The organism is Nocardia sp. NPDC019219 (genome assembly GCF_040632645.1).
Taxonomy (GTDB): Bacteria; Actinomycetota; Actinomycetes; order Mycobacteriales; family Mycobacteriaceae; genus Nocardia; species Nocardia sputorum.
In genome coordinates, this window is the sequence record NZ_JBEYCG010000003.1 from 366,567 (window position 1) to 379,939 (window position 13,373).

Annotated in this window: 14 protein-coding genes; 11 read left to right on the forward strand and 3 right to left on the reverse strand. The window is 68.3% G+C overall.

Features of this window, described 5'->3' with window-relative positions:
* Positions 1 to 82: 82 nt before the first annotated feature.
* From ABZ552_RS08830 to ABZ552_RS08865, 8 genes are all read left to right on the forward strand, one after another.
* Positions 83 to 769 carry a response regulator transcription factor gene (locus tag ABZ552_RS08830; protein ID WP_281877506.1) on the forward strand — a complete coding sequence of 229 codons (687 nt, stop codon included), beginning with the start codon at positions 83 to 85 and terminating at the stop codon, positions 767 to 769.
* A gap of 79 nt (positions 770 to 848) precedes the next feature.
* Positions 849 to 2,234, forward strand: coding sequence for a HAMP domain-containing sensor histidine kinase (locus ABZ552_RS08835; protein ID WP_281880737.1), 1,386 nt, complete (start codon positions 849 to 851; stop codon positions 2,232 to 2,234).
* A gap of 244 nt (positions 2,235 to 2,478) precedes the next feature.
* Positions 2,479 to 3,852, forward strand: coding sequence for a trypsin-like peptidase domain-containing protein (locus ABZ552_RS08840; RefSeq protein WP_281917247.1), 1,374 nt, complete (start codon positions 2,479 to 2,481; stop codon positions 3,850 to 3,852).
* Positions 3,853 to 3,953: 101 nt separating this feature from the next.
* Entirely contained in the window at positions 3,954 to 4,448 is a 495-nt protein-coding gene (locus ABZ552_RS08845) for a MogA/MoaB family molybdenum cofactor biosynthesis protein (protein WP_195044576.1), read from the forward strand.
* Between the two features lie 693 nt (positions 4,449 to 5,141).
* On the forward strand, positions 5,142 to 5,816 hold the full coding sequence (locus ABZ552_RS08850; RefSeq protein WP_281880738.1) for an MspA family porin: 675 nt from the start codon (positions 5,142 to 5,144) through the stop codon (positions 5,814 to 5,816).
* 65 nt (positions 5,817 to 5,881) lie between these two features.
* Entirely contained in the window at positions 5,882 to 6,553 is a 672-nt protein-coding gene (locus ABZ552_RS08855; protein WP_281877509.1) for an MspA family porin, read from the forward strand.
* Between the two features lie 325 nt (positions 6,554 to 6,878).
* Entirely contained in the window at positions 6,879 to 7,553 is a 675-nt protein-coding gene (locus tag ABZ552_RS08860; RefSeq protein ID WP_281877511.1) for an MspA family porin, read from the forward strand.
* 65 nt (positions 7,554 to 7,618) lie between these two features.
* Positions 7,619 to 8,290: an MspA family porin gene (locus ABZ552_RS08865; protein ID WP_281877512.1), complete on the forward strand. Its 672-nt coding sequence runs from the start codon at positions 7,619 to 7,621 to the stop codon at positions 8,288 to 8,290.
* 82 nt (positions 8,291 to 8,372) lie between these two features.
* On the opposite strand, the gene ABZ552_RS08870 is transcribed toward ABZ552_RS08865, so the two are convergent.
* The 3 genes from ABZ552_RS08870 to ABZ552_RS08880 all read right to left on the reverse strand — a co-directional run bounded on the left by ABZ552_RS08870 (position 8,373) and on the right by ABZ552_RS08880 (position 10,109).
* Positions 8,373 to 9,038 (reverse strand): SAF domain-containing protein, encoded by a 666-nt coding sequence (locus tag ABZ552_RS08870; RefSeq protein WP_357436273.1) that lies wholly within the window; start codon positions 9,036 to 9,038, stop codon positions 8,373 to 8,375.
* 87 nt (positions 9,039 to 9,125) lie between these two features.
* A complete protein-coding gene (locus tag ABZ552_RS08875) occupies positions 9,126 to 9,431 on the reverse strand; it encodes an FmdB family zinc ribbon protein (RefSeq protein WP_281877514.1) in 306 nt (101 codons plus the stop codon).
* 69 nt (positions 9,432 to 9,500) lie between these two features.
* On the reverse strand, positions 9,501 to 10,109 hold the full coding sequence (locus ABZ552_RS08880) for a 5-formyltetrahydrofolate cyclo-ligase (RefSeq protein ID WP_357436275.1): 609 nt from the start codon (positions 10,107 to 10,109) through the stop codon (positions 9,501 to 9,503).
* Positions 10,110 to 10,178: 69 nt separating this feature from the next.
* On the opposite strand from ABZ552_RS08880, the gene ABZ552_RS08885 reads away from it, so the two are divergent.
* The 3 genes from ABZ552_RS08885 to ABZ552_RS08895 all read left to right on the forward strand — a co-directional run bounded on the left by ABZ552_RS08885 (position 10,179) and on the right by ABZ552_RS08895 (position 13,207).
* The gene (locus tag ABZ552_RS08885; protein ID WP_281877517.1) at positions 10,179 to 11,135 is read left to right on the forward strand and encodes a UTP--glucose-1-phosphate uridylyltransferase; all 957 of its coding nucleotides are present in this window, start codon (positions 10,179 to 10,181) and stop codon (positions 11,133 to 11,135) included.
* A gap of 152 nt (positions 11,136 to 11,287) precedes the next feature.
* On the forward strand, positions 11,288 to 12,544 hold the full coding sequence (glp, locus tag ABZ552_RS08890; protein WP_281877519.1) for a gephyrin-like molybdotransferase Glp: 1,257 nt from the start codon (positions 11,288 to 11,290) through the stop codon (positions 12,542 to 12,544).
* A 12-nt stretch (positions 12,545 to 12,556) separates the two neighbouring features.
* The gene (locus ABZ552_RS08895) at positions 12,557 to 13,207 is read left to right on the forward strand and encodes a GNAT family protein (protein WP_281877520.1); all 651 of its coding nucleotides are present in this window, start codon (positions 12,557 to 12,559) and stop codon (positions 13,205 to 13,207) included.
* Positions 13,208 to 13,373: the final 166 nt, after the last annotated feature.

A 13,373-nucleotide genomic window follows, 5' to 3' on the forward strand; every position in this document is an offset into this window, starting at 1 on the left:
GAGGGTTGCCGCGGGTCCGCGCCTCGGCGTGTCGAGAGCGCCCTCTCAGTTACCTCTCAGTCGGTGCGGTCAAACTGGTGGCATGCGCATTCTGGTGGTCGACGACGACCGGGCGGTCCGGGAATCGCTGCGCCGGTCGCTCACCTTCAACGGCTACTCCGTCGACCTCGCGGTGGACGGTGTGGACGCGCTGGAGAAGGCAACCGTCCAGCGACCCGACGCGCTCGTGTTGGACGTCATGATGCCCCGGCTCGACGGGCTCGAGGTCTGCCGTCGGCTCCGCAGCACCGGCGATGATTTGCCGATTCTGGTTCTCACCGCGCGAGATTCGGTATCGGAGCGGGTCGCGGGCCTCGACGCCGGGGCGGACGACTATTTGCCGAAGCCTTTCGCACTGGAGGAACTGCTGGCCAGGTTGCGCGCGCTGCTGCGCCGCACGTCCGCGGCTCCGGGTGACGCCTCCGAGGCAATGAAGTTCGCCGACTTGTCGCTGGACCCGGTGACTCGCGAGGTGTCCCGCGGCGCGCGGCAGATCAGTCTCACCCGCACCGAGTTCTCATTGCTGGAAATGCTGATGGCGAACCCGCGCCGGGTGCTCACCCGCAGCCGCATTCTCGAGGAAGTCTGGGGCTACGATTTCCCGACCTCGGGAAACGCGCTCGAGGTCTACATCGGTTATCTGCGCCGCAAAACCGAGGCCGAGGGCGAGCCGCGGCTGATCCACACGGTGCGCGGCGTCGGCTATGTGCTGCGTGAAACGCCGCCGTAGGTCCGCGGTCATGGCACGAACCCCGCCCAGGCGCCCCGTCGTCGCCGCACTCGGACAGCGCCCGCCCGAGCCCTCGGATATGCGCCCGCCCATGCCGCTGACGCGGACGGTCTCGCTGCGGTGGCGGGTGACCCTGCTGGCCGCGTCCGTCGTGGCGATCGCGGTGGCGGTCACCTCGATCGCGGCCTACGCGCTGGTGGCGCGCGCGTTGTACGACGACGTGGACGCCCAGTTGCGCAGCCGGTCCACGGCGGTGATCGCCAGCAACCCGTACGGCTTCAACAACCTGAACCTGATGGTCGCCGCCGCGTTCTACGACGACACCGGCATCGCGCTGATCTACCCCGACCTCCGGCGCTGGCTGCCGCCGCAATCCACCGATCCGCCGGTCGGCCCGCAGGAGTTGGCCGTCGCGCGCGGCGAGCGCAGTTCGTCGCTGCGCACCGACGGCAATCAGCGCGTGCTGGCGGTGTACACCAACACGGGTGCCACGCTGGTGATCTCGCAGCGGCTGGACCGCACCCGGGAGGTGCTCGACCGGCTCGCCTGGCTGTTGTTCGTCGTCGGCGGTTGCGGCGTCGTGCTGGCCGCCGCGGCGGGCACGGCGGTCGGCCGGACCGGGCTGCGGCCCATCGCGCGGCTGACGGCGGCCACCGAGCGGATCGCCCGCACCGACGACCTGACTCCGATCCCGGTCACCGGTGACGACGAACTGGCAAGGCTCACAGAGAGTTTCAACACGATGCTGCGCGCGCTCACCGAGTCGCGCGATCGCCAGCGCAGGCTGGTCGCCGACGCCGGGCACGAACTGCGCACGCCGCTGACCTCGCTGCGGACCAATATGGAGTTGCTCATCGCGTCCAGCCGGCCCGGCGCTCCGCGCATACCGGACGAGGACATGGCCGGACTGCGCGCCGACGTGATGGCCCAGATCGAGGAGTTGTCGACGCTGGTGGGCGATCTTGTCGATCTCGCCAGGGAGGACGCGCCGGAAACCGTCTACGAGCGGGTGGATCTGGGAGAGGTCGTGGAGCGCGCCCTCGAGCGCGCCCGCCGCCGCCGGGCCGGCATCGAATTCGTCGCCGATCTGCGCCCGTGGTTCGTCTACGGGCACGAGGCGGGCTTGGCTCGGGCGGTGCTGAACGTGCTGGACAACGCGGCCAAGTGGAGCCCGGCGGGCGCGCAGGTGCGCATCCTCATGCGGGAGAGCGGTCCGGGCCTGCTCGAGTTGTCCATCGATGACGCCGGTCCCGGTATCCCGCCGGCGGAGCGGGAGTTGGTGTTCGAGCGCTTCTACCGGGTGATGTCGTCGCGGTCGATGCCGGGCTCGGGTCTCGGGCTGGCGATCGTCAAGCAGGTGGTGACGAAACACGGCGGCACCATCGCCATCGATACCTCGCAGCGCGGCGGTACCGTGGTGCGCATCGTGTTGCCGGGCGAGCCGGGCGCGCCGGCGTCGGATTGAGCCAATACCGGGCGACGGAACTTCATTTCCGACACAATGTCGAGTTCTGTGCGGAATATTCATCGCCGGTGGGGTATTTCGGACAATGCTCCGAGTGGTTTGCCGCAAGATTTGAGACATCAAGTTGTCGGTGGTTCTTTTGCGCCCCGGCTGCGCAGCTCTCGGAAAACTGAAAGCACGGTCTCAGTCCGCTCTCAGTCGCCGTGGCCACCCTGGTCGAGACGTGAGCAGAAACGAGGAGTCCATGACCGAGGATTCGAAGGATCGCCGGGAGCCGGGTTCGCCGGACGCGGGCGCGTTCGGGCCAGGAGAGGCGCACGCTCCCGGTTACGGTCCGCGGGAAGCGCAGCATCCCACCGCCCAGTTCCCGCCGCAGCACCATCCGGCCGCGCCCTTCCCGGGATATCCGCCGTCCTTCGCTCCCCCGAACGACGCCACGCAACCGCACGGCCTGGCCTTCGGCGCCGCGCCCGCACCGGCCCGGCGTCCGTTCCGCGCCGGCCTGGCCGCGGGCGCCGTCGTGCTCGCACTGGTCAGCGGTGGTGTCGGCGGTGCGGTCGGCGCGCTGGTCACGCATGGTGACGACGGTCGAGCCCCGGTGACCAACGCCCTGGACGCGCCGAAGCCGAACGTGAGCAACGCCGTGAACGCTCCGGCCGGTTCCACCCAGGCGGTCGCGCAGAAGGTGCTGCCCAGCGTGGTGATGATCAAAGTGGCCAGCAGCAAGGCCGAGGGGGAGGGCTCCGGCGTGGTGCTGTCCTCCGACGGCCTGATCCTGACGAACAATCACGTGGCCGCGGGCGGCGGGCCGAACGCCAGGATGGAGGTCGTGTTCTCCGACGGCAGCAGCGCGCCCGCGACGCTGGTCGGCGCCGATCCGGTCTCCGACCTGGCCGTCATCAAGGTCTCCGGAAAGAGCGGCCTGACCCCCATCGAGCTGGGCACCTCGGCGAACCTGCAGGTCGGCCAGCCGGTCGTGGCGATCGGCTCGCCGCTGGGACTGGCGGGCACGGTCACCACGGGCATCGTGTCGGCACTGAACCGTCCCGTCGTGACCAGCGGCGACGGAAACGAGTCCGGCGCCGCGGTCAGCCCGGTGATCGACGCTGTCCAGACCGATGCCGCGATCAACCCGGGGAACTCGGGTGGCGCGCTGGTGGACGGCAGCGGCAAGCTCATCGGCATCAACACCGCCATCGCGACGCTCGGGCCCACCGAGACGACGGGTGGCCAGACCGGGTCGATCGGGCTCGGGTTCGCGATCCCCGTCGACCAGGCGCGCCGGGTGGCCGACGAACTGATCAAGACCGGCAAGGCCACCTACGCGCAAGTCGGGATCACGGTGTCGCGTCAGCAGGACCCGGCCCAGCAGGTTTCCGGCGCGAAAGTCCGCGACGTCACGCCGGACGGTCCCGCCGCGCGCGCGGGCGTGCCGCCGGGGGCGGTCGTGACGAAGCTCGACGACCGCCCGATCGACTCCGGCAACGCGCTCGTCGCCGCGGTCCGCTCCCATCAACCAGGAGACAAGGTGAAGATCACCTACACCGACGATCAAGGCAACAACCCCAAGACCGTCGAGGTGACCCTCTCCGGCGCGCCCGCGGACGGCGGCCGATGATGCGCGCGGTACCCGGCGGACGGGTCCCGGTGATCGATGTGGACGCCGACGTTCTCGGCGCGGCCGCCGAGTTGCTGGACGCAGGCGCTACGGTGAGCAGCATGGAAATCGATGCTCCTGTGGCGGGGCGTGCTCTGGTGGTGGTCGTCGACGATCGAACGGCGCATGGAGGTGTTGACTCGCTCGGTCCGCTGGTCACCGAGCTGCTCACCGAGGCGGGTTTCCTCGTGGACGCGTCGGTGTCGGTCCAGGCCGACGAGGTGGAGATCCGCAACGCGCTCAACACGGCAGTGATCGGCGGCGTCGATCTGGTGATCTCTGTCGGCGGCACCGGCATGTCCCCGCGCGACGTGACGCCGGAGGCCACCTCGCAGGTGCTCGACCGCGAGTTGCCCGGAATCAGCGAGGCCCTTCGTTCCTCCGGCCGGGTGGCCGGCTCGCTGGACGCGGGACTGTCCCGCGGTGTGGCAGGCGTGTCCGGCAGCACCCTGGTGGTCAACCTGCCCGGCACCCGTTCCGCCATCCGGGACGGCATGGCGACGCTCGGCCCGCTCGCCAGCCGGGTGATCGGTGAGCTCTCCGGATTGGTCGAATAATCCCCGCGCCCACACCTGCTGAGGACCCTCGCCCGGCTGCGCGCCGGGCGAGGGATGCCGCGCGCTTGGCGAAGATCTTCGGCGACACGTTGCCCGACACCACCGCCGACGAGCGCGACGAGCGCGACGACGTCCGGTCGCCGGACGATTGGCTGCGCGCCCAGATACCCCCGCATCACGGCTAGCCCGTTATCTACGTAGTAGCTACGTAATCATGCTCACGGCCTCCGTAATCCACCCGTGATCATTTCCGCTCGGAACCAACCGGGGCGATTCCGCTACGGCCCTGTCCCGTATCCGGCCACTGGCGCTCCTGTGCCGTCATCTCGGCTCATTGTTTCCATCGGCTGTAGCGATCCCGCATTTATGCACGTCAAGCCATATTCAAATGTGCGCAACTGTGATGTAGCTCACCTTGAACTTTACGAAACGTCACGTTGCGGGCGTCGTTATCGAACGTTTAATCTCCCCATCGAGCCACTCGCAATCGGGCCCGCAATCGTGGGAACCCGGCCCGCACCAAACCCGGACGGCGGAACTCGGCTCGGTTCCGTCGCCAGCTGGTTCGTTGCGCCGAAATAACGGCCGGTTACACGTCGGCAACAAAGAGGCGACACACTGAGCTGGGCCTGAGAGGACCACTGTCCAGCCTCGATGGTCGAGGTTGACTGTTTGAACCTGATGAGGGGAAGTATGAGCGAGAACCGCACCAATGGTCTGCGCCGCGGTGCCCGCGTCGCGGGCGTCGGCGCTGCCGCGGCTGTTGCCTTGGGCCTGCTTTCGACCGGTGCCGCCAATGCCGACACCTTCGTGCCGTTGCCGGACGGCCAGAAGGTGGGACCCGGCGTGACGATCACCCGGAACGGAGAGCGGGCCCTGATCTCGCCGTCGCTGGCTGCCAACGGCGCCGGTCGCGTGGTCTGGGTATCGGGCAACGCGGTCGCCGACGTCACCGTGACGCCGGAAGGCGAGATCGGCCCCAACAACGGTCCGACCGGAAACCCCGGGACCAACAATTCCTCGACGCACGGTGCTTCGCAGTTGAGCACCGGTTACATCGTCGGCTGCCAGATCAGCATCGCCGACGACGCGATCTCCGCGGGTGTGTCGGGCAGCGTGAACCTCAGCGGCGCGAGCGCGGGCGGTTCGATCGGTGTCAACCTCGGCCCCGGCGAAGTGAAGTTCGTTCAGATCGATTACAAGGACATCCTCAAGCCGGGTGTGTACTCCGTCGAGTACCAGGATGCCGAGATTCAGATCCAGGGCTGCGCGGGTTACGCGCAGGCGCGTTCGTACACGGTCGTCGAGATCATCGGCGATCACTACTCGAAGACCACCCTCTACGGGATGCCGTTCAGCATCGGCTGACGTCTGTCGAAACCAACGAACCATCTTCCCGCTGAAGCGGACTCAACCCTCGAGGGATATCAACCATGATCAACCGTAAGAACCTGGCGCGGATGGCCGGCGTCGGCGCCGCTGCCACCATCGCCATGGGCCTGTTCTCCACCGGTGCGGCGAACGCCGACACGTTCGTGCCGCTGCCGGGTGGCGAGCTCACCAAGACGTTGTCGGACGGCACTGTCGTGACCATCCGTCTGGTCGGGGAGTCGGCCAACATCAGTCCGTCCATGGGTTCGACGCCTTTGCATCGCAACGCCTGGGTCTCCGGAAGCGCGCAGGTCGAACTCTCCGGCGCGGCCGGCGGCAAGATCTTCCCGGGTTACACCGTCGGCTGCCAGGTGAACATTGCCGGTGGCGGTGCGACCGGTGGTGTGGACGGCAATGTGGACTGGAGCGACGGCCAGAACGTCACCGGTGGTGTGGGTGCCAACTCGGGCGGCAACCTCTCGCTGGGCCCGGGCCAGGCGAAGTCGTTCTATGTGCTGGATTTGGAGCAGGCCGATGACTTCGGCAACGAGACCCACAAGACTCGTAATGCGTTCAGGGGCACGAGCGGTTCGGTGACGTGGGCCGATGAGACCATCGGTCTGAACGGTTGCGCGGGCTACGCCCAGGCGCGCGCCTTTGTCAGTGTCGAGGTCGAGACCGACAATGTCATCACCTGGGTGACGTTGTGGGGACAGCCTTTCAGCCTCGGCTGAGTGAACTGCGGGTGAAAAACCCGTAGCTGCCGATGAAATGGACCCCTCGCATTGCGGCGGGTCCATTTCGTCATGAATTCCATTGGTCCTCAACGGCTATGGGATCCTAGTCGGATCCCTTACTTCGCGAGACGAATTGCCCGAATTTCCGGAAAAGTCTGGTTGATACCGAATAGCATTGTTTCGTCCGAGATCGCTCGATGACGCGATGGTCGGCGGATCGCTTGATGGACAGCACATTCCATCACGCGCCCCGTCGGCTTTGGAGGGACACGTCCCGCCTCGACACCCTGGGGCGGGCGGATGCAACCTGATGAGGAAAAACATGAGCAAGTACCGCATCAACGGTCTGTCTCGAGGCGTCCGCGTCGCGGGCGCCGCCGCCGCGGCGGCCGTAGCCACCGGTCTGTTGTCGACCGGTGCAGCCAATGCCGATGTCTTCGTACCGTTGCCGGACGGTCACAAGGCAGGCCCCGGCGTGAACATCGCTCGTACCGGTGAGCGCGCCCTGATCTCCCCATCCCTTGCCGCGAACGGTGCCGGCCGTGTCGTGTGGGTTTCGGGGAACGCCATCGCCGATGTGGCCGTCACGCCGGAAGGCGAGATCGGCCCCAACAACGGTCCGACCGGAAACCCCGGAACCAACAATTCGTCCACCCACGGTGCTTCGCAGTTGAGCACCGGTTACATCGTCGGCTGCCAGGTCAGCATCGCCGACGACGCCATTTCCGCGGGTGTGTCGGGCAGTGTCAACCTCAGTGGCGCGAGCGCCGGTGGTTCGATCGGCATCAACCTCGGTCCCGGTGAGGTCAAGTTCGTTCAGATCGATTACAAGGACATTCTGAAGCCGGGTGTGTACTCGGTGGAATATCAGGATGCCGAGATTCAGATCCAAGGGTGTGCGGGTTACGCGCAGGCGCGTTCGTACACGGTCGTCGAGATCATCGGCGATCACTACTCGAAGACCACCCTTTACGGGATGCCGTTCAGCATCGGCTGACGCGGGTCGGATCTATCAAATCTCTTTTCGCCGAGGCGAACTCGATTCTTTAGGGGAATACCATCATGTTCGATCGTAAAAAACTGGCGCGCGCGGCCGGGCTGTGCGCGTCCGCGGCCATCGCGGTAGGTCTGCTCTCGACCGGTGCGGCGAACGCCGACACGTTCGTGCCGCTGCCGGGCGGGGAACTCACCAAGACGTTGTCGGACGGCACTGTCGTGACCATCCGTCTGGTCGGGGAGTCGGCCAACATCAGTCCGTCCATGGGTTCGACGCCTTTGCATCGCAACGCCTGGGTGTCCGGAAGCGCGCAAGTGGAGCTTTCGGGTACGGCCGGGGGCAAGATCTTCCCCGGCTATACCGTGGGTTGCCAGGTGAACATTGCCGGTGGCGGTGCGACCGGTGGTGTGGACGGCAATGTGGACTGGAGCGACGGCCAGAACGTCACCGGTGGTGTTGGCGCGAACTCCGGCGGCAACCTCTCGCTGGGCCCGGGCCAGGCGAAGTCGTTCTATGTGCTGGATTTGGAGCAGGCCGATGACTTCGGCAACGAGACCCACAAGACTCGTAATGCGTTCAGGGGCACGAGCGGTTCGGTGACGTGGGCCGATGAGACCATCGGTCTGAACGGTTGCGCGGGCTACGCCCAGGCGCGCGCCTTTGTCAGTGTCGAGGTCGAGACCGACAATGTCATCACCTGGGTGACGTTGTGGGGAGCGCCTTTCAGCCTCGGCTGAGCCGGATCACCACTCGCACAACGCGAACGGGCCCGTCCGATGACGGGCCCGTTTCGCTTGCGGCACGGGCGGGTTCGGCGGGTCAGTGAAAGACGACCGTTAGAGCGGTGCGCAGAGACGCCCCGGCCACGACGGTGGCATGCTCGGCGTCCATCGCGACCAAGACCACGCGTTCGGCGGCTTGGCGTCCGTCACCGGCGCGGGAGACCAGGATGACGGTGGCGTCGGTGGCCAGGGTGCGGGCAGGCCGGGTACCGCCTCCGTTCGCGTCCTCCGCACCGATCACGTCGACGCGATCGCCCGCGCGCAGGATGTCGGCGACCGCCGTTTCGGCGAGGCGGATGGGCACGATGCGCGCCTCGCGCGCATCGCTCGCCGCCGCGGCCAGGCGTGGACCGACCACGCGCAGATCGGTGAAGACCTCGCCCCGCCGCATGGCGCCGGTCAGCGTCGCGCCGACGAGTTCGGCGGGATCGGCGACCGCGCCCGCAGGCAGCGTGCCCGCTTCGCGCGGCGCGGAGCGCAGGTCACCTGCTTCGAGCAGGCGTCCGGGCGCGAGATCCCGCTCGGCCACGACGACCGTCGTGCGTTCGGTGTCCGGGTCGCCACGGAGGAAGAGGAGCGCCGCGACTGCGGCGAGCGCGGCGGCCAGCAGTCGTCGAGCGAGAACGGCGTCGGCCCAGCGCGGTCGTTGCCAGCCCGAGGGGTTCCAGCCGCCGCGGCCGAGGTCGACGAGTGCACGAGTCATGGCCGGATCCTATGGCCGGGCGTGCACCCCTCCGGCCCGGATCACGGCGGGCTGTGGACAGATGATCGGCTGGGGAAAACCGTCGGATCAGCCGGCGACGGCCGTGCTGGCGGCGGCTGTGGAGCCGCTCGACGAGCCGGAATCCGAGGACGAACTCGAGCTGCTGTCGGACTTGCCGCTGTCGGACTTGGCGGGCTCGCTCGCGGTGGTGGAGCCGCCGCGGCTGTCGGTGCGGTAGAAGCCGCTGCCCTTGAAGACGATGCCGACCGAGTTGAACAGCTTGCGCAGCTTCCCAGAGCACTCCGAGCACACGGTCAGCGCCTCGTCCGTGAAGGACTGAACGATGTCGAAGCGGTTGTCACACTGGGTGCACGCATACGAGTAAGTAGGCACAGGATCCTCCGCGGTGTTCGTCGATCTGGCACTCTACAGCCGACAGTGCCAACACCGCCAATCGGTGTTTCATTCCCCAGGGTAATCGTCGCCGAGCCGGCGCAGTCCGCCGCGCGGCGTGAGCGCCCAACCCATGCGCAGGTCGTGCGGTTCCTCGGGGAGCCGGTCGAGCAGCTCGTCGTCCCGGACCACCGCGACCAGCCGGGCGTCCGGCCGCGCGGCGGACAGCGTGCGGTCGTAGTAGCCGGCGCCGCGGCCGAGCCGCACGCCGCGCAGGTCCACCGCGAGAGCGGGAACCAGGATCAGGTCGGCCCGGCCGACGGCGCTTGGCGGCAGGACGGCGCCGGAGGGTTCCAGCAACCCGTAGCGGGCTCGGCGCAGACCGTTCGAACCGGTGTACTCGCCCCAGCTCAGCGGCCCCGGCGGCCCGGTGACCGGCAACAGCACCCGCGCGCCACCGGCCCGCAGCGCGTCCAGCATCGCCGGTGATCCCGGTTCCCCGGCCACCGGCACATACGCGCAGACCCACCCATGGGCACCCATCGCGCCGACCGCTGTGGCCAGGGCGAACGCCTCTTTTTCCCGCTCCGTGGCAGGCATCACAGCCCTTCGGGCGAGCAGTTCGATGCGCCATGCATGTTTATCGCGCTCGCCGGGCATCTTCACAGTGATCACCATAGGCTCACCCCGGGACCGGGACGGCGCGACGCCGATCCCGGCGGCGTGATGGATGGATAGGGTATGCGTATGACAGCAAAGGCCGGACAGCCCGGTGCCGCGGCGGCGGAATCGTGCTTCCGCACGGCCGTGGTCCCCGCGGCCGGGCTCGGGACACGGTTCCTGCCCGCGACCAAGACGGTGCCCAAGGAACTTCTTCCGGTGGTGGACACCCCCGGCATCGAGCTGGTCGCCGCCGAGGCGGCCGGATCCGGCGCCGAGCGGCTGGTGATCGTCACGTCCCCGGGTAAGGACGGCGTGGTCGCGCACTTCGTCGAGGACTTGGTGCTGGAGAGCACGCTGGCCGAGCGCGGCAAGTTCAAGCTGCTCGAGAAGGTGCGCAAGGCGCCGGGGCTGCTGGATGTCACGTCGGTGGTGCAAGAGGAGCCGCTCGGGCTCGGGCACGCGGTCGCCCAGGCCGAGCGGGCGCTCGATGACGACGAGGACGTCATCGCCGTCCTCCTGCCCGACGACCTGGTGCTGCCCCGCGGCGTGCTCGACGTGATGTGCCGGGTGCGCCGCAAGCGCGGCGGAACGGTGCTGTGCGCCATCGACGTCCCCAAGGACGAGGTCAGCGCCTACGGCGTGTTCGATGTCGCGCCGGTGCCGGACGCGGTGAACCCGAATGTGCTGCGCGTCAAGGGGATGGTGGAGAAGCCCGCGCTCGCCGACGCGCCGTCGACGTTCGCGGCCGCGGGCCGGTACCTGCTGGACCGCGCGATCTTCGACGCGCTGCGCCGCATCGAGCCCGGCGCGGGCGGCGAACTGCAACTCACCGACGCGGTCGCACTGCTGATCGCCGAGGGACATCCGGTTCATGTCGTGGTGCACCGTGGGTCGCGCCACGACTTGGGCAACCCGGGCGGTTATCTTCGTGCTGCGGTCGATTTCGCACTGGAACGAGAGGAATACGGCCCCGCCCTGCGGGAGTGGCTGCAGCACCGCCTCGGTCCGGACTGGGATCCGCAGCTGACGACCGACGACTGACGGACCCGGCCGGGGGTTTCGCCGAGCGTGGAGCGTCGGGTACGAATGATGGTTCACCGCGGTGCGTGCGCGAATGCGCCTGCGCCGCGGCGGGATCGCACGCCCGTGCAGGCGAGATCGGATGGAGTGCGGAGAGGATCAGGAAGGGCTGGATGCGCTCGGTTGAGGATCAGCAGATCAAGGTGACCGCCGCGGCGGTCGCGCCCCGGCCGGTTCGGGTCGCGATCTCCGAGGCCCAGGGCCTGCTGTGTGCCGAGGACGTCGTCACCGAGCGTCCGTTGCCCGGCTTCGACCAGGCCGCCATCGATGGCTACGCCGTGCGCAGCGTCGACGTGGCCTCGGCCGGGGCCGACATTCGCGACGAAGAGGGCAATCTCGTCGACCTGACCCTCCCGGTGGTCGGCGAGGTGGTCGCCGGTTCGCGTCAGCCGATCCGCTTGCAGCCCCGCCAGACCGTCCGGGTGGACACCGGCGCGCCGATGCCGACCCTCGCCGACGCGGTGCTCCCGCTGGATTTCACCGACGGCGGGCGGGCCAGGATCAAGGTGTACGAGCCGGTGCGCTCCGGCGACTACGTGCGGCGGATCGGGGACGACGTCCAGCCGGGAGATGTCGCGGTGCGCGCAGGAACCATCATCGGCGCGGCGCAAGTAGGTCTGCTCGCCGCTGTCGGTCAGGACAAGGTGCTGGTGCACCCGCGCCCGCGACTATCGGTGCTCTCGGTGGGCGGCGAGCTGATCGACATCGACCGCACACCCGGCCCCGGCCAGGTCTACGACGTGAACTCCTACGCGCTGGCCGCGGCCGCGCGGGATGCCGGCGCGGACGTCAACCGCGTCGGCATCGTCAGTTCCGATCCGCGCCGCTTGCGCGACGCGGTGGAGGGACAGCTGGTGCGCGCCGAGGTGGTCGTCATCGCGGGCGCGGTCGGCGGCTGGGCTTCCGAACAGGTTCAGGAGGCGCTGGAAGGGCTCGGCGAGCTCGAAATCACCCGGGTGGCCATGCATCCCGGCTCCGTGCAGGGCTTCGGCCGGCTCGGCCGCGACGAAGTGCCGACGTTCCTGCTTCCCTCCAACCCGGTGAGCGCGCTGGTGGTGTTCGAGGTGATGGTGCGGCCCTTGATCCGAATCGCGTTGGGCCGCAGGCATCCCATGCGCCGGATCATCAGCGCCCGGACCATCACGCCGATCAGCTCCATGGACGGTCGCAGGGGTTACCTGCGCGCGCAGCTCATGCGGGACGAAGCGACCGGCGAATACCTTGTGCAGCCCCTCGGCAACGGAAACTCCTCTTCCCACCTGCTCGCCACGCTGGCCGAGGCGAACAGCTTGATCGTGATCGACCCGGACGACACCGAGATCCGCACCGGTGACGAAGTCCAGGTCGCCTTTCTCGCGCAGCGCGGCTGAGACGTGGACGCCATGAATGTCTTCCGGGCCACCCAGCATCCGGGGTGGCCCGCGCGACTGGGCCCGGTGCGGGTGGCCGCCGGTCAAGTGACTCTGCGTCCGGTGCGGCTGCGCGACGCGGCGGCCTGGAGCCGGATCCGGTTGCGCGACAGAGCGCATCTCGAGCCGTGGGAGCCGACCGGCCGCGGATCGTGGGAGGCGCGCAACCACGCCTCCAACTGGCCCTCGCTGTGGTCGAGCCTGAAGGCGGAGGCCAGGCGCGGCGCGATGATCCCGCTGGTGATCGAGGTCGACGGTGCGTTCAGCGGGCAGTTGACCGTCGGCAATATCGTGCGGGGCGCACTGCGTTCGGCCTGGATCGGTTATTGGGTGGCCAAGGATCTCAGCGGGCAAGGCGTCGCGACGGCGGCGTTGGCGCTCGGGCTGGACCACTGCTTCGGGCCGGTCGGTCTGCATCGAGTCGAGGCGACCGTGCGACCGGAGAATCTGGCCAGTCAGGCGGTGCTGCGCAATGTCGGTTTCCGGGAGGAGGGGCTGCTGCGGCGCTACCTCGACGTGGACGGCGCCTGGCGGGATCACCTGCTGGTCGGCATCACCGTCGAGGAACTGGCCGGAACGGTCCTGGACCGGCTGGTGCGAGAGGGGCGCGTCACCCTCCAGTAGATCCGGCCACCGAGCCGCGGTGACATTGGTAGAAATGTGACAGGTGTGGCGGATGTGCACGGCGCGCCTGCCGGAACTTGGTGCTACCCGGAATTAGCCTACGGACGTCGATGGTGCGTCTTGCGTCATCGGCACAGAGCCTGCGAGGGGACCGGCGTCCGCGCCG